This is a genomic window from Phreatobacter sp. (genome assembly GCF_051860605.1).
Lineage (GTDB): Bacteria > Pseudomonadota > Alphaproteobacteria > Rhizobiales > Phreatobacteraceae > Phreatobacter.
Genome location: NZ_JBHYDR010000003.1, coordinates 470809 through 488753, shown reverse-complemented (window position 1 = coordinate 488753; position 17945 = coordinate 470809). Strand labels below are relative to the sequence as shown.

The window sequence follows — 17945 nt, the reverse complement described above, 5'->3', positions numbered from 1 at the left end:
GGGGGCCGGCCGGGCTGCCCGGCCCGCCCGCTTCCGATCACGGTCTGCCGGTCACTGGCTGCGCCGGGACAGCGAAACCGCATAGGCTTCGGCTCGGATGGTCAGGATCGGATCCATCGACGGCTCGATGCCATCGGGCAGCAGCGTCGGATTGAACATCTGCCCGTCGCAGGGAGCCGGCCCGCCTGCCGGCTGGATGGCCGTGATCCTCAGCCGTGCGACCTCCACCGTCGGCCGATTGGCCGGCCAGGCCGCCACGGCGTCGTTCAGCGGGTCGCCGGCCTCCGGCATCTGCAGCAGTACGCGCCATTCCGCCGGCCCCTGTGCGAGGCGTCCGCGCAGTTCGGCCTCGAGGAAGTTCGGCCCGCGAGCCTGACGCTCCTCGGGGGTGAGACCGATCCGGCCGGCCACCGGCTCGAAGGTCCAGCGCGCATGCTGCCTGCCGCCCTGCGGGGTCACGAAGACAAAGCTGTTCACGCCGAAATAGGCCGATGTCGCATAGCTTGCCGGCGGCGGGTTGTCGCGCAGATAGGCGATCTGGGGCATCCAGTCGGGATTGGCCGCATTGGCCGCAGCGATGGCCGGGGCGTTCATCTGCCGGGTCTGCGGATCGGGAGCCCGGACCTTCAGAAAGGCGACGAAGCTCTCGGGGGTGCGCGCCGTGAAGACCGGTGTGTTGATCAGCACGAACTCATGCTGGCCGTCGATGGAGAAGGACAGGCCGCGCACGCTTGGCCCGTTGTCGGGGGCAGCAGGGCTGCCGCCACCGATGGAAAAGCGGGCAACCACCGGCAGACGCGATCCGCGCCGGAGCGTCGGGGCGGAGGTCAGCCGTTCGCCCTCGCCGGTGGCGGTGAACTCGCCGGTGGCGCAAAAGCCCTTGGCACCGCTGCGCCGGCGTCCGGCATGGGACCCGAAAACGCCCTGAAGGGCATCCACGAGCTGGGTGGAGACCGGTTCGGCCGGCATCTGCGCCGCCGCCGGTTCGAACGTTGCAAAGGCTCCGGCGGCGGCAAGCGCGGCGGCCAGGGGTGTCGGGCTTTTCGGCATCGGGGGTACCAGCTCCTCTGTGTTTCCCGATACCTCTTCTGCTCAGGGGCAGTAATCATTACCGGCGCCAGGTTCACGCCCCCGTGACTTGCGTGGTCGCTGGCCCGGGCCTTTCCCCTTCCACCCGAAATGCTCTATGAGCCGGGCGATGCCTGCCCCTCGCCCTCTGCGTGTCTCGCTGTCCGTCGATATGGAGCCCGACTGCCCGCCGTTCCTGTGGACATGGCGCGGCGTGACGGAGGGGGCACCGCGACTTGTCGACCTGTTCGCGCGCGAGGCGGTGCCGGTCACCTGGTTCACCACCGGCGAGACGGCCCGCCTCCATCCGGCCGCCGTCGAGGCGATCGTCGAGGCCGGCCATGAACTGGCCTGCCACGGCGTCACCCACCAGCGCTTCGACTGGATGTCGCGCGACAGTGCCCGCTGGGAGATTGCCGAATCGGCCCGCCGGCTGCGCGCGTTCGGCGAGGTGACATCGTTCCGTGCGCCCAACCTGCGCTTTCCCGGCCATTACCTCGACCTGCTGGTCGAGGAGGGCTTCCGGCTCGATTCCTCTCAGGCCCGCTACAAGAAGGACGTGCCGGGCGAGCCGAATGCGCCCTCGCTGGTGCGCATTCCGGCCTCCATCACCTCGAGCGCCCTGCGCATTCCGCGGCTGATCCGCGAGTTTCTCCTCGGCCGGCTGCCCGATCCGGTGGTGCTGTTCGTCCACCCCTGGGAGTTCGTCGATTTCCGCCAGGCGAACCTGCGCTACGACTGCCGCTTCCGCACCGGCCAGCCGGCGCTGGACGCGCTGGCGGCGGTCATCGCCTATTTCAAGTCGCGCGGCGCCAGCTTCGTCACGATGCGCGATCTCGGTGAGCAGATGAGGGGCGAGGCCGCGTGACCGCCCCGATCACCACCGGCGCGGTGGCGCCGCGACCGTCCTACCGGATCTGGTGGATCCTCGGCTGGGGCGTGCTCGCTGCCTTCTTCGCCGTCGCGGCCGTCGCCCTGCCCTGGGCGGAGGTCGTCGCGGCGCTTGCCGGGGCAAAGTGGCACTGGGTGGCGCTTGCCGTGCTCATCTGGCTGGCCGAATGGCCGCTCTGGATCCTGCAATGGGTTCTGCTGGCGCCCCGGCAGCATCGGCCGGGCTTTGTCCGCATGGCGCAGGTCACGGGCCTGTGCGGCACGGCCAATGCGTCCGTGCCCATGGCCGGTGTGGTGGCGTCCGTCGGTTTCCTGATCGTGCGGGGGCGGATGCCGGCCTCGGCCGCCGCCTCGCTCTATGCGGTGGACCAGTTGCAGACCGGCATCGCCAAGGTCGCGATCCTTGCGCTGGCGACGGTGCTCCTGCCCGTGCCCGACTGGCTGAGGACCGGGCTGTTGAGCCTCGCCGGTGCCGTGCTGCTGTTCACGGTCGCGCTGCTGGGCGCAGCCCACGGGGGTCAGTGGCTGCGCCGGCTCGGCCTCGGCCTTGGCGAACGGGCGGCCCGTCTCGTCCGCCTTGTCGCCGATGTCGTCGATCACCTGGAGGCGATGCGCCGGCCGGTCCTGGGGCTTGCCACCACCGTGCTCGCGCTGGCCAAGAAGGGCATGGAGGTGGTGGCGGTCCTGGCGGTCCAGGTCGCGGTTGGGATCGAACCGTCGCTCGCCGCCGCCGTCCTCGTGGTCGCCGCCCTCGGCCTAACCACCATGGCGCCGATATCGCCGGGCCATTTCGGCGTCTACGAGGCGACCGTCATCCTCTGCTACCAGTATCTCGGCGTGCCGCTGCCGCTGGCGACCGCCGCCGCCTTCATCCAGCACGGCGTGACCTTCGCCGTGTCCTTCGTGATGGTCGGCTATCTCGCCTGGGCGCTGCCGCGCGGCGATCGCGACGGCAGGCAGGACGGACCGTCCGCGCCGTAGCCAAGGGCGCGCCTGAGAGGATGCCGCTCATCAGGCGATAGCGGCGATCGCCTCCCGATATTCCGCCGCGTAGAGCGGGGCCACCGCGCTCCAGTCCACCCCGATGGCCGGCCGGCGGGCGGCCATCGTGAGCCGGGCGCGCAGATCCCCATCCTCGATCAGCGCGCGGATCTGGTCCGCAAGCTCCGTGTCGTCGCCGGCCAGCAGGGCGTCCTCGCCGTGGCGCAGGAAGTCGCGCGCGCCCGACTGGGCCATGGTGATCACCGGCAGGCCCGAGGCCCGCGCCTCCAGCGCCGCAATCCCGAAGGCTTCGAGGCGGGAGGCCAGCACGAAGGCATCGGCCGCGTGCAGGCGCACGCGAATCGCCTCGCGCTCCTCCCGGCCGGTCAGCACGATGCGGTCCGCCATGCCGGCGCGCGCGACGATGGCGCGGATTGCGGCCATCTCGTCGCCATCGCCGACAATCGTCAGGCGGGCTGAGTCCGCCGGCAGGTCCCGGACGGCCGCGGCAAAGGCCCTGGCCAGCCAGCGCGCGCGCTTGCGCTTCTGCAGCCGCGTCACCGACACGAACTCGATCGGTCCCGACCGGGGGGCGTCCGGGTCACCCGCCGGCCTTGCCCACCATGCCAGGTCGATTCCGTTCGCGATCGCCGCGACCGGCCTGTCCTTGACCAGCGGCCGGAGCGCGGCCCCCGCAACCGTCGAGACGGCCGTGAAGCGCAGGGCCGATCGCGAATAACCGTGCAGCGCGTCGAGCGCCATCAGCGGCAGGTCGTAATATTTCAGCACCGAGTGGAAGGTCGCGACCGCCGGAATGCGCTGGCGGATGCAGACCTGCATCGCGTGATGGGCAATCGGCGCGACATTGCCGCAATGAATATGAACCACGTCATAGCCGCCCTCGACGATGCGGCCGCGAAGCTCGGCGAAGACGCCGGGCGTGACGGCGATGCCGAAGCCGGGCAGGCGCGGGCCGGACAGCCGGTCCACCGCGATGCCCTCAACCTCGCGCTCCCCCGCCACGCCGCAGATCACCCGCACCGCATGGCCGCGCGCCTTGAGAGCGAGGGCGAGGTCGCGCATCTGCAGCTCGATGCCGCCCAGCCGCGGCACGAACCAGTCGCTCACCAGTGCGATCTTCAAGGGGAAATCCGGATTGCGGGGACGAGGCTGTTCGAGCGCTCACGCATAGCCTTCGACGCCGAGCCATGTCCACGCCCTGCGATTCGCGACCCGAGCCGGGCGGGGTTGCAGCCGGCGCCGCGCTGACCAGCCCTGACGGTTCATTCCGGTGCCCGACGGGCTGCCGGAAGCGGCCCTTCCGGAGCGCGCAAGCCCCGGGAGTTCACCTGTCCGGGGGACGACGATCACAGCCAGTCTTTAACTGACGAAACAAATCAGTATAAGGGGCCGGCGTGGTCGGTGGATTTCGGCCTCTGCGCCCGGAGATTGTTCGTGTCACGACCCGCCATTCGAGTTGCCATCGTCGGCGTCGGCAACTGCGCCTCATCCTTCGTCCAGGGCCTGCATTTCTACCGCGATGCCAGCGTCGGGGAGCAGATTCCTGGCCTGATGAACGTCGAGGTCGGCCCATACCATATCCGTGACGTCGAGATCGTCGCCGCCTTCGACATCGACAGCCGCAAGGTGGGCAAGGATCTGGCCGAGGCCATCGTCGCCAAGCCGAACAACACCATCCAGTTCGCCAGGGTGCCGGAATCGGGCGTGATCGTGCAGCGCGGGCCGACCTTCGACGGCATCGGCAAGCATCTCGTCGGCGTCGTGACCGAGGCCGAGGAGGCCGCGGTGGATGTTGCCGCCGCCCTCAAGGCCGCCCGGGCCGAGGTGATCATCTCCTACCTGCCGGTCGGCTCCCAGAAGGCGAGCGAATATTATGCCGAGCAGGCGCTGGCCGCCGGCTGCGGCCTCATCAACTGCGTTCCGGTGTTCATCGCCTCGAATCCGGACTGGGCCCGCCGCTTCGAGGAAAAGGGCCTGCCCATCGTCGGCGACGACATCAAGAGCCAGGTCGGCGCTACAATCGTCCATCGGGTCCTTGCCCGGCTCTACGAGGAGCGCGGTGTCCGGATCGACCGGACCTACCAGCTCAATTTCGGCGGCAATACCGACTTCCTCAACATGCTCGAGCGCGAGCGGCTGACGTCGAAGAAGAAGTCCAAGACCCAGGCGGTCTCCAGCCAGATCGACGTGCCGATCGCCGCCGACAACATCCATATCGGCCCGAGCGACTTCGTGCCGTTCCTCGACGACCGCAAGATGGCTTACATCCGTCTGGAAGGCACCGGGTTCGGCGGCGTGCCTTTGAACATGGAACTGAAGCTGGAAGTCTGGGACTCGCCCAATTCCGCCGGCGTCGTCATCGACGCCGTGCGCTGCTGCCGGATCGCCCTCGATCGCGGGATCGGCGGCCCCATCGGCGGGCCGTCGAGCTATTTCATGAAGTCGCCGCCCCGGCAGTACACCGACCGCGAGGCGCGCGCCCTGACCCTCTCGTTCATCGCGGGGACCACCTGACATCTCCCGAAAGGGGGAGGGACCGTGACGGCCCATGCTGATCGCGCGCAGGATCGCCAAAGCCCATGAGGGTCGTCCGGTGGTGCGCGGCGTCGATCTGGCGCTGAGGCGTGGCGAGGCGGTTGGGCTTCTGGGTCCCAACGGCGCCGGCAAGACCACCACCTTCTCGATGATCGCCGGCCTGCAGGTGCCGGACAGCGGCATCATCCTTCTGGACGGCGAGGACATCACCGCGCTGCCGCTGTTCGCGCGGGCCCGCCTGGGGCTGAGCTACCTGCCGCAGGAGCCCTCCATCTTCAAGGGCGCCTCGGTCGAGGACAACATCCTCATCGTGCTGGAATCGGTGGTTACCGACCCTGCTGCCCGTGCCGGCCGGCTGGGCGGCCTGATGGACGAGTTCGGGCTGGCCAAGGTCCGGCAGGCGCGCGCCGGCTCGCTGTCCGGCGGCGAGCGCAGGCGACTGGAGATTGCCCGCACGCTGGCGAGCGAACCGTCCTTCGTGCTGCTCGACGAGCCCTTTGCGGGGGTCGATCCGATCGCGGTCACCGAGGTGCGCATCCTCGTCCGCAGGCTGGCCGTCCAGGGCATCGGGGTGCTCATCACCGACCACAATGTGCGCGAGACGCTGAGCCTGGTCGACCGGGCCTATATTCTCGACGGCGGCCAGATCCTGGCCTCCGGAACCGTGGAGGGCATCGTGGCCGATCCGCGGGTCAAAGCCGCCTATCTCGGGCAGGATTTCGAGCTCTGACGCAATCGCGCAACCTTTGCGCCTTCGTCGCGACATGGTTCGTAAACCATAATGGTCCATTGTCTGACCCGTAGGCGGGAGGGCGTAGCCATGCAGCTGTTCGACGGAGTGGGTCTCGCCATCGCCCTTGCCTGCGGTCTGCTCGCCGTGCGGGTGATCGCCGGCTAGAACGCGAAGATCCGCGCGGCCGCATGGACGCTGGCCAGCGCGAAGAGCGCCGCGACGGCGTCGTCGAGCATGATCCCCAGACCCGAGCCGACATTCCGGTCGATCGCCCCGATCGGCCAGGGCTTGGCGATGTCGAACAGCCGGAACGCCAGGAAGCCGAGCACGACCGGCAGGATGCCGGCCGGCACGAACGCCACCACCGCCGCCATGGCCCAGGCCTCGTCGAAGACGATGGCGGGATGGTCATGGACGCCGGCATGGCGGGCGGCCGTGCCGCAGGCCCAGATGCCGACGGCGCCGGCCGCGACAATCACGAGGGCGGCCACCAGCGGGCCGGCCAGAGCCAGCGCCAGCCCGGCCGGAATGCCGGCCAGCGCGCCGACCGTGCCCGGAGCCACCGGCGACAGCCCGGCCCCGCCGACAAGCGCGATGGCGTGGGCGGCATGGCCGCGCAGGAAGGCGAAATCCGGAGTGGTCGCAGCGGCCGCGCGATCCTGGTAGCCGGTCATCGGCAAACCATCGCGCCCGAGCCCGTCATGGATGTCACGATGCAGCCCCCTCGACCGGGTCCCCGTAGAGGCGATACCTCTTGGAGACCGTTGCCCCCCCGCTGTCGATCAATCGCCTCATCCGCACGTTGTCGTCAAGCACCCAGCTCATCTCGATATCCGACGCGAAAGGGTTTTCGGCGATCAGCTTGGTGACGGCGGTCAGTGTCAGGCGGGTGCCGAGCACCGTGTCGCGCAACCCCCGGGACACCCCCAGCAGGGTCAACCGGTGCTGCCGGAACCGGTGGGTGAACACGCGGGCGATCAGCCGGGCCCAGTTGAACGGCAGGAGCCGTCCGCCGAAGCCGTCGAACAGTTCGTAGGCGTTGGGCAGGACCAGTGCGAAGGCCGCCGGCCGCCCCTCCATTTCCAGAACGACCCCGTAACTCGGCCGCATGATCGGCCACATGACCCGCAGAAGGGTGAGCAGTTCGGTCTGCGCGAGCGGCACGAAGCCCCAGTTGTCCTGCCAGGCGGAATTGTAGAGCTCCGTCAGGATCGCTGCCTCGCCCTTCAGGTCGCGCAGGTTGAGGGGCCGGGGCACGATCCGGCCGCCCCTCGCGCGAAGCGCCACCTCGATGCCGCTCCACTGCCGGGCCGCAGCGTAGCCGAGCGAGAAGGCCAGAAGGTCCTTGACCGGCACGAGGCCGGCCGCCTCGACATGCGGGCCGATCCACGCCGGGTGCCAGGGCATCAGGATCATGTCGCCCCGCTCCTGGCCCTCCACCATCACGCCGGCTTCCTCGTTGATGGAATAGCTATAGGGACCCAGCAGGGCCCGGCGGCCGCGGCGGGCGTGCCAGTCGCGCGCGGCGCCGATGAGGGCGGCCACCACCTGCGGGTCGTCCACGGTATCGAGCGCCCCGAAATGCCCGACATGGGTCCGGTCCGCCGGGCTGAGCCGGTCGAAATGGGCGGTGATGCGCCCGATCGGCTGACCGGATCCGTCGAGGGCAAGGAAGAGGGCGCCGTCCGCATGGGCGAAGAAGGGCGAGCGCGAGGGGGCAAGCAGTTCCCGCTGGGCCAGGTCCAGCGGTGGCCTGAAACCGGCCAGGTCCCGATAGAGGTCTCGCGGGACTCGGATGAAGCGTCTAAGGTCGCTCCGTGTCCTCACCTCCTCGATACGCACCCGTCATGCCCCTCCGATTCCGCTCCGCCGCCGTTCCGGCCCGGTGCGGACGCGCGGGTCATATCATGGCGGACGAGGCTGCGGCGAGTCCGGTCCGCCCGGCATGACGGCCCTGGCCTCTCCTGCCGCCACGGTGCCGCGTCGCCGGCGGACCATGAGCCAGTTCCCGCGCCGGCAGGCCCGGCGCGTGATGCGCGAGGTGCTGGTGCAGGTGGCCCTCGTCCTGCTGCTGATCGAGAGCATCTTCGTCGCCGAGGAGTTGATCTCGGGGCTTCTGGAGGAGGTGCTGAAGATCGGCGCCTCGCTTGGGCGCACGCTCGTGCTGATGGCCGCCATGCTGCCCAAGGTGTTCGAGCTCGCCCTGCCGACGGCGCTCCTGATCGCCGTCTACCGCGTGACCCTGTCGCTGCGCGAGGATCGCGAGTTCCTCACCCTGTCGAGCGTCGGCATTCCGCCTCACGCCCTGACGGCGCTGGTCCTGAAGATCGGCCTTGCCGCACAGATCGCCGCCTTCGTGGTCGGGGGCTTTGTCGATCCGCTCGCCCGCTTCGTCTTCCGGCAGGTCATGTTCACGGCCCAGTACGATGCACTGGCGGGCGGCCGGGTCACCGATGACCGGCTGTTCCAGACCCGGCTCGGCACGGCCTCCGTCTCCCCCGGCGTCGACGGCAGCCCGGTGCCGCGGCTCTTCGTGGTCCAGCCGACCGAGACCGGCGAGCGGGTGGTCGTCGCCAACGGCGCGCGCCTGTCCCAGCCGGACGCCGCCGGTCGCGTCTCGCTGCAGCTCTACGGCTTCGTGGTCGACGAGTTTGCCCGGCCCGAGGGCGGGGTCGGCAGCGGCCGGCCGCCGGTCGCCCCGGTCTCCTCGCTGCGCGGCACCTCCACCGAGCAGAGCTTCGTGATCGCCGACATCATCGCTTTCGACCCGCGCGGTCGCGACATCGCCGAGCGGACCACGGTGGAACTGGTCGGCCTGGCGCGGACCGACGAGCGCGCGCGGCTGGAACTCGGCAAGCGGATCGGACGCGGCTTCCTGTGCCTGCTCGCCCCGCTGATCGCCATCCTGGCGCTGTCCTTCACCACGCGCGCCAATCAGGCCTTCGTCCTGCCACTGGCCTGCGCCGGGCTGATGGTCACCGAGATCGTCGGCACCGCCGCGCTCGCCCGCATCATGTGGATCGGCGTTGCCGGCAGCATCGGCTTCATCGTGGCCGGCGGCATCCTGATCGGCGTGCTGCTGGCACTGTCGCTGACGCGGCGCTCCTCGGAGATCGCGCGGCCGGGGCTCGGCCGGTCATGAGATCCTTCGCGCTGGTGCCGTTCGGCGCCTATACCCGCATTCTCCTGCGCGCCCATGCCGGCCACATCGTCACCGTCATGGCGGCGCTGCTGATGCTGGCGCTGACCCTCGACCTTGCCCAGCGCGGCGAGCGGCTGATCGCCCAGAGCGGCCAGACATCGCTGCCCGCCCTGGTCCTGCACGTCGGCCGATACATGGTTCTGCGGCTCGCCGACCTGATCCCGGTCCTCCTGCCGCTCGGCAGCTTCATGGGCCTGTTCTGGTCGGAGATCACCCTGACCCAGACCCGCGAACGCGTGGCGGTCTGGAACGGCGGGCGCACGCCTCTGCAGTCGCTGGCGCCGATCCTCCTCATCGGGGCCGTGCTCGGCCTCGTTCAGATCGCCTGCCTCGGCTGGCTGAGGCCGGCTGCCGTCGGCGTCCAGATCGCCGAGCGCCTCGGCTCCTACGGCACCCGCTTCGACCGCACGCCCGGCGCCGGCGGCGAGCGCTGGATCAAGCTGCCCGACCACCTGATCCGCGCCCGCATCGACTATCCCGCCCGCGCCCTGATGGATGTCGACCTGTTCGAGACCACCCGCGAGGGCCGCCTGACCGGCCGCCTGCGCGCCGAACGCGGTGAGCCGCTCGGCGACGGCCGCTGGCGCTTCGACCGCGGCAGCCGCTGGACCGGTCCGCCCGACGGCGTCCCGGATTTCACCCGTGGCACGGGCGAGGCCCGCTGGTTCGACACCGAGACGCTGGCCCTGCCGCTGGAGCCGCTCTGGCTCGCCTGGCTCGGCGTCGATGCGCGCCACATCCCGACCGGCCAGCTGGGCGAACTTGCCGGCATGGCGCACCGGCTGCCGGACGGGCCGGCCTACCGCACCTGGTGGCATGTGCGCTTCGCACAGGTCCTGCTGCCGCTCGGCATGATGCTGGTGGCGAGCGCGCTGAGCATGATGATGATCGGCCAGCGTGTGGCCTTCGGCGCGATGATGGCGGTCGGGCTGACCGGCTATTTCCTGCATGTGTCGATCAACATCGCCGTCTGGCTCGGCGAATATGGCCGCATCCCGGCCGTGGTCGCGACCTGGCTCGTTCCGCTGGTGCTGATCGGCACCGGCCTCTACCTGATGCTTCGGCTGCAGCAGCCGGGCCGCCGGCCGGCCGCTGCCATGGCATAGGCACGCCGGCCGCCGGGCTGCTAGATTGTCGGCGCGATTCCCGACGAGACCGTCCCCATGTTCCGCAGCAGCCTCCTCGCCCTTGCCGCCGGCCTGGCGCTTGCCGCCTGCCAGTCGACCGCGCAGGCGCCGGCCCCCGCGCCGCAGCCTGTCGCCGCCCAGCCGAACTACGTGACGCGGCCCGACTTCCGCCTGCCGGAGGGCGGCGGCTGCGCCGGCGACATCGCGCGGTTCCGGGCGGTGATCGACAACGACCTCGCCACCGGCCATGTCGCCCGCGACGTCCATGGCCGGATGCAGGCCGATCTCGGCGGGCCGGATACGGCCTGCCGCGCCGGCCGGGCCGGGGAGGCGCTCGCGGGCCTGCGCGCGGTGCGGCAGCGCTACGGCTATCCCGCCGGCTGAACGCGCGCGCGACCCGTCTCGAGCCACCAGCGGGCATAGGCGAGTTGGAAGTCCGGCATGGCGGCGGGCCTGAGGTCGTCATGCGTCATCACCACATGGACCCCGGCAAGCTCCGGCCTGTCCTGCCGCGCCAGCCGCTCGCGGATCAACTCGGCCAGCGCCGCCGCCGGCAGCGCCGAGCGCACCTCCTTCAGCAGGGCATGGCGCTTCTTGTCGCTGAACAGCCGGAAGCCGGGGGTGAAGGTCACGTCCGCCCCGGTCAGGCCGGTCTCCTCGGCGAGTTCCCGCCGCACGCTGTGATCGAGGTCCACCCGGCCGGCGAACACGTCGCCCCGGTCCGGCGTGCCGCCGGGAAAGTAGATGCGCCCGGCATTGGCGGTCTCCGCCCCCATGACGCCCATGACGAGGCCGCCATCAGAGCCGGTGAGGGCGGCCAGCGCGAAGGCATTGCGCGAGCCGTCCGGCTTGCCCGCCCTGAGGAAATGCAGGAAGGCGGAAAAGCGCGCCACCCGGTAGCGGCCGGCAAAGGTCTCGCCGTCCGGCCCGCCCTCGGCGAGCACCAGCACCTCGCCGTCGAACAGCGACGGGTTCTCGGCGGACCAGCGCGCCCAGGCCGCGCCGATGGCGGCAGCCTCCCGCTCGGCATAGGCCCAGGGGCCGGGATCGAGGACGAGGTCGAGGTGGCGGATGAGGCGCATCGGCATGGCCGGGACAGTCGCGGAGCCGGAAGGGCGCGTCAACGGCAGCGGCTCACAGGCCAAATGGTCCTAGAATAGGATTTTGATCTTGACACCAAGGTGCAGCTGTGGCAGGGTTTCCGATGACGAACGGGAGGGTCCTTCCATGGGTGGCGTGGCGGTTTTCGGCGGGCAGGGGGCAGCGGCGGCTTTTGGCGCCGTGTGTCTCGTGCTGGCCGCTTTCGGCCGGCTGTTCAGCGTCCTGCGGCGTGTGGCGGGCGATCGCTCGCCCGCAGGCGCCGGTTCAGCGGACCGGGCTGCGCGCGGCGGTCTGGCGGGCGATGCGCTGCGCCGTCCGGGCGGAACTGCGCTGGGCGGTTCTCTGGCCGGCGCGATGCACGGACCTGCGCACCGTCCGCTGGCTGATGCCCTGCGCGGGGCGCTGGCCGGCCGTCCTGCCGGCTTCCTGGGCGGTGCGCTGCGCGGCGGCCTGCGTGATGGCGATCTGCCGGATGGCCATCATCTCGCGCACGCCGTCGAGCCGCGGCGCGCGGGCGAAGGTGCCGGCCGCCGATCGGCGCGCCATGATCCGCGCGGCGGGCGTTGCCGGCCCGCGCGGGCTGAAGGAGGCGGTCTCGATCTCGACCACGCGCCGGCGCAGGTCGGCCGGCAGGCGGCCATAGGAGGCCACGGTCACGAAATCGCGCGGTCGATAGGGGAAGCGGGCGCCGTTGCGCATGATGCGCACGCCCGCGGCCATGACGATGGCATCGCCCGCGCGCAGCGTGTGGTCGCGCGACAGCGGCAGGCGGGCAAGGCCCTGGGTGACCTGGCCCTGGCACGAGCAGCCCGGCACCAGGCTCTCGCGGAAGCGGAACGCGGCGGGCAGGGCGGTGTAGAGCCGGCCGCCCTCGCCGCGCGCCTCGTCGATCTGGCCGGAGCGGGACGAATAGAGCTGCACCGCGGCGCCGGGGCACATGGCGGCGCAGGCCTCGGCCTGCGCGCGCTGGCCATCGCCCCGCAGCATCGGCCCGACGGGGAAGAAATAGCCGTCGCAGGCGCGCACGCAGAAGCTGCGCGAGGCCATGTTGACCCCGGCCTCGGCATGGCGCCGGGCGGCGCGGCTCATCTGGCGGCGGGTGGGTTCGGCCGGAGCGGCGGCGGGGGCGGGCGCCTCGGCGCGGCGCAGGAAGGGCAGCCAGCCGGTGCCGGCACGCGGCGCGCGGGGGTTTTCGCCACGGGCGATGGCATAGAACTCGTCGCGATCCTCGGCCACGGTGCCGGAGACGGACAGAAGGACGAGGCCGGCGACGGCCGCAATGCCCAGGACGCGATACATGACAAGGCACCAGACGAGACGAGGAACCTGACGCTACGGCACCGTTAACGCTCTGGCAACCATGCAAGGGGGGCAGGGTTAAGGGGGAGGGCGGTGGGCGCGTGCTGATGGGCGCTGGCGTGACTGAGGGGATGCGGAACCTCGTGCTTTGGCGCTGGGGCGGGGAGAAGCAGCGGGTCGTGGCGTGGGATGAGGAGGGACGGTTAAAGACAAGCACAGCAACCCCTGATTGACATCACTCAATAACTCCCTCCAATGTTAGCCAAACCAACATGCAGGGGGAGCGCCGTGGCCAATCAGGTCAATATCAAGATTGCAGAACTTCGGCTCGATCCAGAAAACCCCCGCATCGCCACCGAAGAGGGACAGATCAACATTCGACAAGCGCTTCTCGATGATCAGGGCTCGAAGATCACCGAACTTGCTGCTGATATCGCAAAATTCGGTCTGAACCCGATGGATCGAATGATGGTCCTTCAACCGGACCCAAAAAAATCTGAGTATATCGCCCTCGAAGGTAACCGACGCACAGCTGCTCTACAAATACTCGCCAATCCATTGCTTCTGGAGGGCCTGCAAATTCCTGACTCCCTGAGAAGCAAGCTAAATGATCTTGCGGAGAATTTCGGGCGATTATGCACTTGACGTACCTGCCGCAAGGTGAGACAAGGGAGGCAACGGAGCCCTCCCATGTCTATCAACCTCACTGATCCGATCTTCACGAACGAAGACGCCGCCCGTAAGCACTTCGAGGCGATCCGCTGGCCGAACGGCCCGGTCTGCCCTCACTGCAAGGCCGAAGGGCAGGCAACCGAGTTGAAGGGCAAGAGCACCCGCCCCGGCGTCTACAAGTGCCGCGCCTGTTCCAAGCCCTTCACGGCCACGATTGGCACCGTGTACGAGCGCTCGCATATCCCGCTGCACAAGTGGCTGTTGGCGACTCACCTGCTCTGCTCGTCCAAGAAGGGCATGAGCGCCCATCAGCTTTTCCGGATGCTCGGCTTCGGCTCCTACCGCACCGCTTGGTTCATGGCCCACCGCATCCGTGAAGGGATGACGGACACCAGCCACAAGACCACGGGCGGCCTCGGTGGCGCGAACAAGGTTGTCGAGGTGGACGAGAGCTACGTCGGCGGCAAGGCCAAGAACCGTGCCCACCGTGAGCCCGCGCCCAAGAAGGCCGTCCTCTCTCTGGTCGAGCGCAACGGTCGCGTTGCGTCCTTCCATGTCGCCAACGTCACCGCCAAGACAGTGCGCCCGCTGATCGTCACCAACGCTAGCCGCGCCTCTGCCCTCATGACGGACGAGAGCCCGATCTATCCCCGGATCGGCAAGGAGTTCTCCAGCCATGGCACTGTGAACCACAGCGCCAACGAGTACGCGCGCCTCGCCGGCTACATGCACACCAACACCGCTGAGAACTTCTTCTCCATCCTCAAGCGCGGCATCACCGGCGTCTATCATTCGGTGAGCGAAGCCCACTTGCATCGGTACCTTGCCGAGTTCGACTTCCGGTACAACAACCGCTCTGGCCTTGGCGTCGAGGATGCAGAGCGCGCCATGAAAGCGGTTCGCGGTACCGCCGGCAAGCGGCTGACCTATCGACAAGCTCACTGAGGGCAGCGGGCGAGCGCGCATCTTACGCTGGCTCAAGGACCGCGCCGCTAGGTTCCCCAAAATTTCCCATTAGGTTGTGTTAGGCTTTCACTGCAATCGCCAACCGGGAGGGAACAATGGCGGAAAAGGTAGAGGTTAAACTCGGCGGGAAGTCCGCCGAGCAGGTCGCCTACGACCTCATGGAGAAGATATTTCTTCTAGAGGGGAAGCGTTGGAGTTCTGAGACCCGGAAAGGCGAAGAGGATCACGCTGACCGGGAGTACGTCCTCGATCTGTACGGGGAGTGTCTTCACGCGGCGCAGGGGTATCGCGAGTGGGCTTCGTGATACCAACTACAAACTCAAAGAATTGCTGAGCTAGCTCTTGTGTTGCACCCCTCGCGCAAGCGAGTTCGAGACAACGCAGCCTAATCTCACTGTGATCCACGGCGATCTCCACGAAAAAGCCCGGCTCAACGGCCGGGCTTGTCCTTCTTGGGCTTCTCCGCTGCCGGCTTGTGCGGCTTCGGAGGGGTGTTCAACATGCGTCGGATTACCTCGTCGCGACGGCGGGCGATTTCGTCGTCCGACAACGTTTCAGGCTCTTTGGGTGGCTTGGCCATGGCGGACTATATCGACCTTCACTCGCCCCTGATTGAACATCCGGAGCACCTCCAAGCCATAGGGGAGCTTAGCGTGGAGATGAGCAACCTTGAACTCGCTTATTCAAATCTCCTGTCGCTTCTCCTGGACATCAACCCATCCGTGGCCGAAGCGATATATTTTACCCCTAAAGCGAGCATCCCCAGGCTTGACGTTATCGCGAACGTTGCCGCCTGCCTCTTCCCCGACGATAAACACGAGCACCGAGTTATCATTGCAAAATTCGTCGGACGGGGCCGCGCCGCGTTCGGCAGGCGTCACGACATCATTCACCACCACTGGGGAGTTAGCTCTGAAGACGGCTTCCCCGTTTCCGTGGCAAGGCCCCTCAAGAAGCCGCCGGAGCCCGTGCCCTTGGTTCAGATTCGAAGCCACATAGATGACTGTCGCCGGCTGATGTCGGACATTTTCCACTACGTGGCGACCATCCAAGAGCACTTGCAGTCAAAATCATCGGGAGAAAAATCTCCCGAACAGCAAGATCCCTCACGATCTCTGGGGTGTGAGGAAAATAAAGCCTGAACGCTTCATGTCCCGCCTCCAACACAGGCCGCGGGACATCAATCTCATGCGCACTGTCGAATGCCGGCCTGTCCATACCTAACTACCTTTCGACCGCCCGGTACGTCAAGTGCATAATTGCCGAATTTCGACAGCGCATCTATCGAGCCCATATCCGGTGTCGTGATGCCTGATCGGGACGCGGCTCGGCGATGGATTGAACTTAGGCATACCGGCCAGAATGGCGGTCGGGGGATCGTCGATTGGAACGGCGTCCAAACCGCACGCTTCAGAGGCGATCGCACCCTCGATCTCATTGAATTTGTAAAGCTGAAGGGGGAACTGTCGGCCGACGAAAAAGCCGCTCTAGCGAGCAATTTCCCAATTACTACTTTGGACCGTTTGATTTCGAACCCAGCCGTTCGGCAGAAGATTGGTATCCAAATTGTGGACGGCGAATACTATTTTGTATATCCACCAACAGATGTAATAGAAATAATCAAAAAAATCGTTATTGATCTTGCAAACAAGAAAATAAAAGTTGATGCCGTTAAAACAAAGGAACAACAGATTGACTATATTGATGGTCTCCCGAAATCCGTAATGCCGGCCGGCCCGAAGTTAAAGGTGGCTGAGTCGGTCGCGAGCATCGTGAAATCGCAGCCTCCGAAACTGGCCCCTCCTGTACCGCCAACTCCAAGCCCGCTCAACCGTAAAACCCTTGTTCCTAAGCATTTCAGCCTCGCAATCGCGAACAGTAAGGCCGCGCAGCTTTTCTGTGAGTTGAAATATATCAATATTGACAAATTCCCCGTTGCGGTCTCTGTATCTCTAAGGAGTTTTGTAGAAGCAATAGTGGCAATATACTGCAATCATCATGGAATTAATTTTTATCATACGACAGGAAAGAACTCCGGAAAGGCACTTACATTGGCAGAGCGTGTGGACGCAGTGTTGAAGCACGTAGCGCCAAATTTGACAAAGCAGGATCTGACAGCTGCCCGGATGGCCTTGACGGGCGACACAAGTGTTATATCCGTTCCCCGCCTGAACGAGTATGTGCACAATCCAGCGATGTTTCCCTCCAAGAATGACTTGGTTGCTGCTTGGACAGGAGTCGAGGCGTTTTTCAAGGCGACGTGTAAATGACGGGGTCTGCTGCTCGCGCGTCACACCATATTTCTCCCCTTCGGTACCCAGGGGGAAAAGCAAAGCTAGCTCGATTTTTCAAGAAATTGATTCGGGAGAACAAGCTTCTTGACTGCGTTTACGTCGAACCATTCGCTGGTGGTGGGGGCGTTGGTCTATCACTGCTCATGCATGGTTATGTTGATCGAATTGTCCTGAATGATCTTAGCGCACCCATTTTTGCGTTCTGGCAGGCTGTGCTGCAGGAGCCGGAACGCTTCTTGCACATGATCGCAACTGTTCCACTCACTGTTGAGGAATGGTCTCGCCAACGGTCGATATTTCAGAATCCGGCTGGTTCAGACCCATTCTATATTGGCTTTTCCTCTTTTTACCTCAATAGAACCAATCACTCCGGGGTACTGAACGCCGGTATGATTGGCGGAAAATCCCAAACATCATCGTATGGCCTTGACGCGCGATTTAACCGAGATGAACTCGTAGCGCGCGTCAAACGAATTTCTGCAGTGAGGGACCAAATATCAATTCAGAATCTCGATGCGATTGCATTGATATCCGACATTGAAAGAGTTGCTGGTTCAGAACGCCAATTCATATATATTGATCCTCCGTATTACAGAAAAGGAAGAGATTTATACTACGATTTTTACCAACCAAAAGATCACGAGAATTTAAGTCGCGCTGTATCTTCGATGAATACGCAAATTCCATGGGTCGTATCTTATGACAATGAGCCAGAAATAACGCGGCTTTACGCGAGGTACCGAAAGATTGAGTATGATCTCAATTATTCGGTGCGAAACGGAAGGTCAGGTCGGGAGGTTATGTTTTTCGCCGATGTCGTCTCGACTGATTGGAAATTCGTTGCCGACGCCGCCTAGGGATCGCGTCTGCTCCACTATCCGATAAGTTCTCGAATGGACGATAGCGTAGCCCCCTCCCCATTGACACCCCCCATTCCCCCTCCTATGGTCCGCGCCTCTTTCAATCGGAGCCGCACGCCGTGCGTTTCATCCTTATTGTATCCGGGGCGCCATCGACGGACGTGTGAGACATCACACGGCGGCCGAACGGTGGCG

At 66.3% G+C, this 17945-nt stretch carries 20 protein-coding genes; 13 read left to right on the top strand and 7 right to left on the bottom strand.

Going from position 1 to position 17945, the window contains the following annotated elements; all coding sequences use genetic code 11:
• Positions 1-51: 51 nt before the first annotated feature.
• The gene (locus ACTIFS_RS07900) at positions 52-1050 is read right to left on the bottom strand and encodes a catalase family peroxidase (protein ID WP_439573511.1); all 999 of its coding nucleotides are present in this window, start codon (positions 1048-1050) and stop codon (positions 52-54) included.
• A gap of 148 nt (positions 1051-1198) precedes the next feature.
• Here ACTIFS_RS07900 and ACTIFS_RS07895 point away from each other — a divergent pair, with 148 nt between their 5' ends.
• Together ACTIFS_RS07895 and ACTIFS_RS07890 are read left to right on the top strand one after the other, a co-directional pair.
• On the top strand, positions 1199-1936 hold the full coding sequence (locus ACTIFS_RS07895) for a polysaccharide deacetylase family protein (RefSeq protein ID WP_439573510.1): 738 nt from the start codon (positions 1199-1201) through the stop codon (positions 1934-1936).
• On the top strand, positions 1933-2940 hold the full coding sequence (locus ACTIFS_RS07890) for a lysylphosphatidylglycerol synthase transmembrane domain-containing protein (protein WP_439573509.1): 1008 nt from the start codon (positions 1933-1935) through the stop codon (positions 2938-2940). Before ACTIFS_RS07895 ends, ACTIFS_RS07890 begins: the two co-directional genes overlap by 4 nt.
• Before the next feature lie 30 nt (positions 2941-2970).
• On the opposite strand, the gene ACTIFS_RS07885 is transcribed toward ACTIFS_RS07890, so the two are convergent.
• Complete coding sequence (locus ACTIFS_RS07885; RefSeq protein ID WP_439573508.1) at positions 2971-4083, bottom strand: glycosyltransferase family 4 protein; 1113 nt, start codon at positions 4081-4083, stop codon at positions 2971-2973.
• 312 nt (positions 4084-4395) lie between these two features.
• Between ACTIFS_RS07885 and ACTIFS_RS07880 the strand changes: the two genes are divergently transcribed.
• Positions 4396-5475, top strand: coding sequence for an inositol-3-phosphate synthase (locus tag ACTIFS_RS07880; RefSeq protein WP_439573507.1), 1080 nt, complete (start codon positions 4396-4398; stop codon positions 5473-5475).
• A gap of 34 nt (positions 5476-5509) precedes the next feature.
• Positions 5510-6226 (top strand): LPS export ABC transporter ATP-binding protein, encoded by a 717-nt coding sequence (lptB, locus tag ACTIFS_RS07875; RefSeq protein WP_439573506.1) that lies wholly within the window; start codon positions 5510-5512, stop codon positions 6224-6226.
• A gap of 164 nt (positions 6227-6390) precedes the next feature.
• Here the strand turns inward: lptB and ACTIFS_RS07870 are convergent, their stop codons facing one another.
• Both ACTIFS_RS07870 and ACTIFS_RS07865 read right to left on the bottom strand, forming a co-directional pair.
• On the bottom strand, positions 6391-6903 hold the full coding sequence (locus ACTIFS_RS07870; RefSeq protein WP_439573505.1) for a phosphatidylglycerophosphatase A family protein: 513 nt from the start codon (positions 6901-6903) through the stop codon (positions 6391-6393).
• Positions 6904-6937: 34 nt separating this feature from the next.
• Positions 6938-8071, bottom strand: a complete 1134-nt coding sequence (locus ACTIFS_RS07865) for a hypothetical protein (RefSeq protein WP_439573504.1) — start codon at positions 8069-8071, stop codon at positions 6938-6940.
• A 103-nt stretch (positions 8072-8174) separates the two neighbouring features.
• Here ACTIFS_RS07865 and ACTIFS_RS07860 point away from each other — a divergent pair, with 103 nt between their 5' ends.
• Genes ACTIFS_RS07860 through ACTIFS_RS07850 form a run of 3 tightly spaced genes read left to right on the top strand, consistent with a single transcriptional unit; the run spans position 8175 to position 10942 of the window.
• Complete coding sequence (locus ACTIFS_RS07860; protein WP_439573503.1) at positions 8175-9371, top strand: LptF/LptG family permease; 1197 nt, start codon at positions 8175-8177, stop codon at positions 9369-9371.
• The gene (locus ACTIFS_RS07855; protein WP_439573502.1) at positions 9368-10537 is read left to right on the top strand and encodes an LptF/LptG family permease; all 1170 of its coding nucleotides are present in this window, start codon (positions 9368-9370) and stop codon (positions 10535-10537) included. Before ACTIFS_RS07860 ends, ACTIFS_RS07855 begins: the two co-directional genes overlap by 4 nt.
• A 57-nt stretch (positions 10538-10594) precedes the next feature.
• The gene (locus ACTIFS_RS07850; RefSeq protein ID WP_439573501.1) at positions 10595-10942 is read left to right on the top strand and encodes a hypothetical protein; all 348 of its coding nucleotides are present in this window, start codon (positions 10595-10597) and stop codon (positions 10940-10942) included.
• On the opposite strand, the gene ACTIFS_RS07845 is transcribed toward ACTIFS_RS07850, so the two are convergent.
• Together ACTIFS_RS07845 and ACTIFS_RS07840 are read right to left on the bottom strand one after the other, a co-directional pair.
• Positions 10927-11646, bottom strand: coding sequence for an NUDIX domain-containing protein (locus ACTIFS_RS07845; RefSeq protein ID WP_439573500.1), 720 nt, complete (start codon positions 11644-11646; stop codon positions 10927-10929). The genes ACTIFS_RS07850 and ACTIFS_RS07845 overlap by 16 nt on opposite strands.
• A gap of 277 nt (positions 11647-11923) precedes the next feature.
• The gene (locus ACTIFS_RS07840; protein ID WP_439573499.1) at positions 11924-12958 is read right to left on the bottom strand and encodes a DUF2865 domain-containing protein; all 1035 of its coding nucleotides are present in this window, start codon (positions 12956-12958) and stop codon (positions 11924-11926) included.
• Positions 12959-13246: 288 nt separating this feature from the next.
• Between ACTIFS_RS07840 and ACTIFS_RS07835 the strand changes: the two genes are divergently transcribed.
• The 3 genes from ACTIFS_RS07835 to ACTIFS_RS07825 all read left to right on the top strand — a co-directional run bounded on the left by ACTIFS_RS07835 (position 13247) and on the right by ACTIFS_RS07825 (position 14901).
• Positions 13247-13603 (top strand): hypothetical protein, encoded by a 357-nt coding sequence (locus ACTIFS_RS07835; protein WP_439573498.1) that lies wholly within the window; start codon positions 13247-13249, stop codon positions 13601-13603.
• 45 nt (positions 13604-13648) lie between these two features.
• Positions 13649-14575, top strand: a complete 927-nt coding sequence (locus ACTIFS_RS07830) for an IS1595 family transposase (RefSeq protein ID WP_439573497.1) — start codon at positions 13649-13651, stop codon at positions 14573-14575.
• A 116-nt stretch (positions 14576-14691) separates the two neighbouring features.
• Complete coding sequence (locus tag ACTIFS_RS07825) at positions 14692-14901, top strand: hypothetical protein (RefSeq protein ID WP_439573496.1); 210 nt, start codon at positions 14692-14694, stop codon at positions 14899-14901.
• Between the two features lie 125 nt (positions 14902-15026).
• Here the strand turns inward: ACTIFS_RS07825 and ACTIFS_RS07820 are convergent, their stop codons facing one another.
• Positions 15027-15176, bottom strand: coding sequence for a hypothetical protein (locus ACTIFS_RS07820; protein WP_439573495.1), 150 nt, complete (start codon positions 15174-15176; stop codon positions 15027-15029).
• Between ACTIFS_RS07820 and ACTIFS_RS07815 the strand changes: the two genes are divergently transcribed.
• The 3 genes from ACTIFS_RS07815 (at position 15175) to ACTIFS_RS07805 (ending at position 17747) form a co-directional block, all read left to right on the top strand.
• Positions 15175-15738 (top strand): hypothetical protein, encoded by a 564-nt coding sequence (locus tag ACTIFS_RS07815; RefSeq protein ID WP_439573494.1) that lies wholly within the window; start codon positions 15175-15177, stop codon positions 15736-15738. The two genes, ACTIFS_RS07820 and ACTIFS_RS07815, sit on opposite strands and share 2 nt — an antisense overlap.
• 117 nt (positions 15739-15855) lie before the next feature.
• Positions 15856-16866, top strand: coding sequence for a hypothetical protein (locus ACTIFS_RS07810; RefSeq protein WP_439573493.1), 1011 nt, complete (start codon positions 15856-15858; stop codon positions 16864-16866).
• A complete protein-coding gene (locus ACTIFS_RS07805; protein ID WP_439573492.1) occupies positions 16863-17747 on the top strand; it encodes a DNA adenine methylase in 885 nt (294 codons plus the stop codon). The genes ACTIFS_RS07810 and ACTIFS_RS07805 overlap by 4 nt, the downstream gene beginning before the upstream one ends.
• Positions 17748-17945 lie beyond the last annotated feature (198 nt).

What these genes read in the sequence shown, in the direction of transcription:
- ACTIFS_RS07820 (WP_439573495.1), bottom strand. Translation starts at nt 15,176, where the DNA reads ATGGCCAAGCCACCCAAAGAGCCTGAAACGTTGTCGGACGACGAAATC.
- ACTIFS_RS07855 (WP_439573502.1), top strand. Translation starts at nt 9,368, where the DNA reads ATGAGATCCTTCGCGCTGGTGCCGTTCGGCGCCTATACCCGCATTCTC.
- ACTIFS_RS07830 (WP_439573497.1), top strand. Translation starts at nt 13,649, where the DNA reads ATGTCTATCAACCTCACTGATCCGATCTTCACGAACGAAGACGCCGCC.
- ACTIFS_RS07825 (WP_439573496.1), top strand. Translation starts at nt 14,692, where the DNA reads ATGGCGGAAAAGGTAGAGGTTAAACTCGGCGGGAAGTCCGCCGAGCAG.
- ACTIFS_RS07895 (WP_439573510.1), top strand. Translation starts at nt 1,199, where the DNA reads ATGCCTGCCCCTCGCCCTCTGCGTGTCTCGCTGTCCGTCGATATGGAG.
- lptB (WP_439573506.1), top strand. Translation starts at nt 5,510, where the DNA reads ATGCTGATCGCGCGCAGGATCGCCAAAGCCCATGAGGGTCGTCCGGTG.
- ACTIFS_RS07860 (WP_439573503.1), top strand. Translation starts at nt 8,175, where the DNA reads ATGACGGCCCTGGCCTCTCCTGCCGCCACGGTGCCGCGTCGCCGGCGG.
- ACTIFS_RS07840 (WP_439573499.1), bottom strand. Translation starts at nt 12,958, where the DNA reads ATGTATCGCGTCCTGGGCATTGCGGCCGTCGCCGGCCTCGTCCTTCTG.
- ACTIFS_RS07850 (WP_439573501.1), top strand. Translation starts at nt 10,595, where the DNA reads ATGTTCCGCAGCAGCCTCCTCGCCCTTGCCGCCGGCCTGGCGCTTGCC.
- ACTIFS_RS07870 (WP_439573505.1), bottom strand. Translation starts at nt 6,903, where the DNA reads ATGACCGGCTACCAGGATCGCGCGGCCGCTGCGACCACTCCGGATTTC.
- ACTIFS_RS07845 (WP_439573500.1), bottom strand. Translation starts at nt 11,646, where the DNA reads ATGCCGATGCGCCTCATCCGCCACCTCGACCTCGTCCTCGATCCCGGC.
- ACTIFS_RS07815 (WP_439573494.1), top strand. Translation starts at nt 15,175, where the DNA reads ATGGCGGACTATATCGACCTTCACTCGCCCCTGATTGAACATCCGGAG.
- ACTIFS_RS07900 (WP_439573511.1), bottom strand. Translation starts at nt 1,050, where the DNA reads ATGCCGAAAAGCCCGACACCCCTGGCCGCCGCGCTTGCCGCCGCCGGA.
- ACTIFS_RS07805 (WP_439573492.1), top strand. Translation starts at nt 16,863, where the DNA reads ATGACGGGGTCTGCTGCTCGCGCGTCACACCATATTTCTCCCCTTCGG.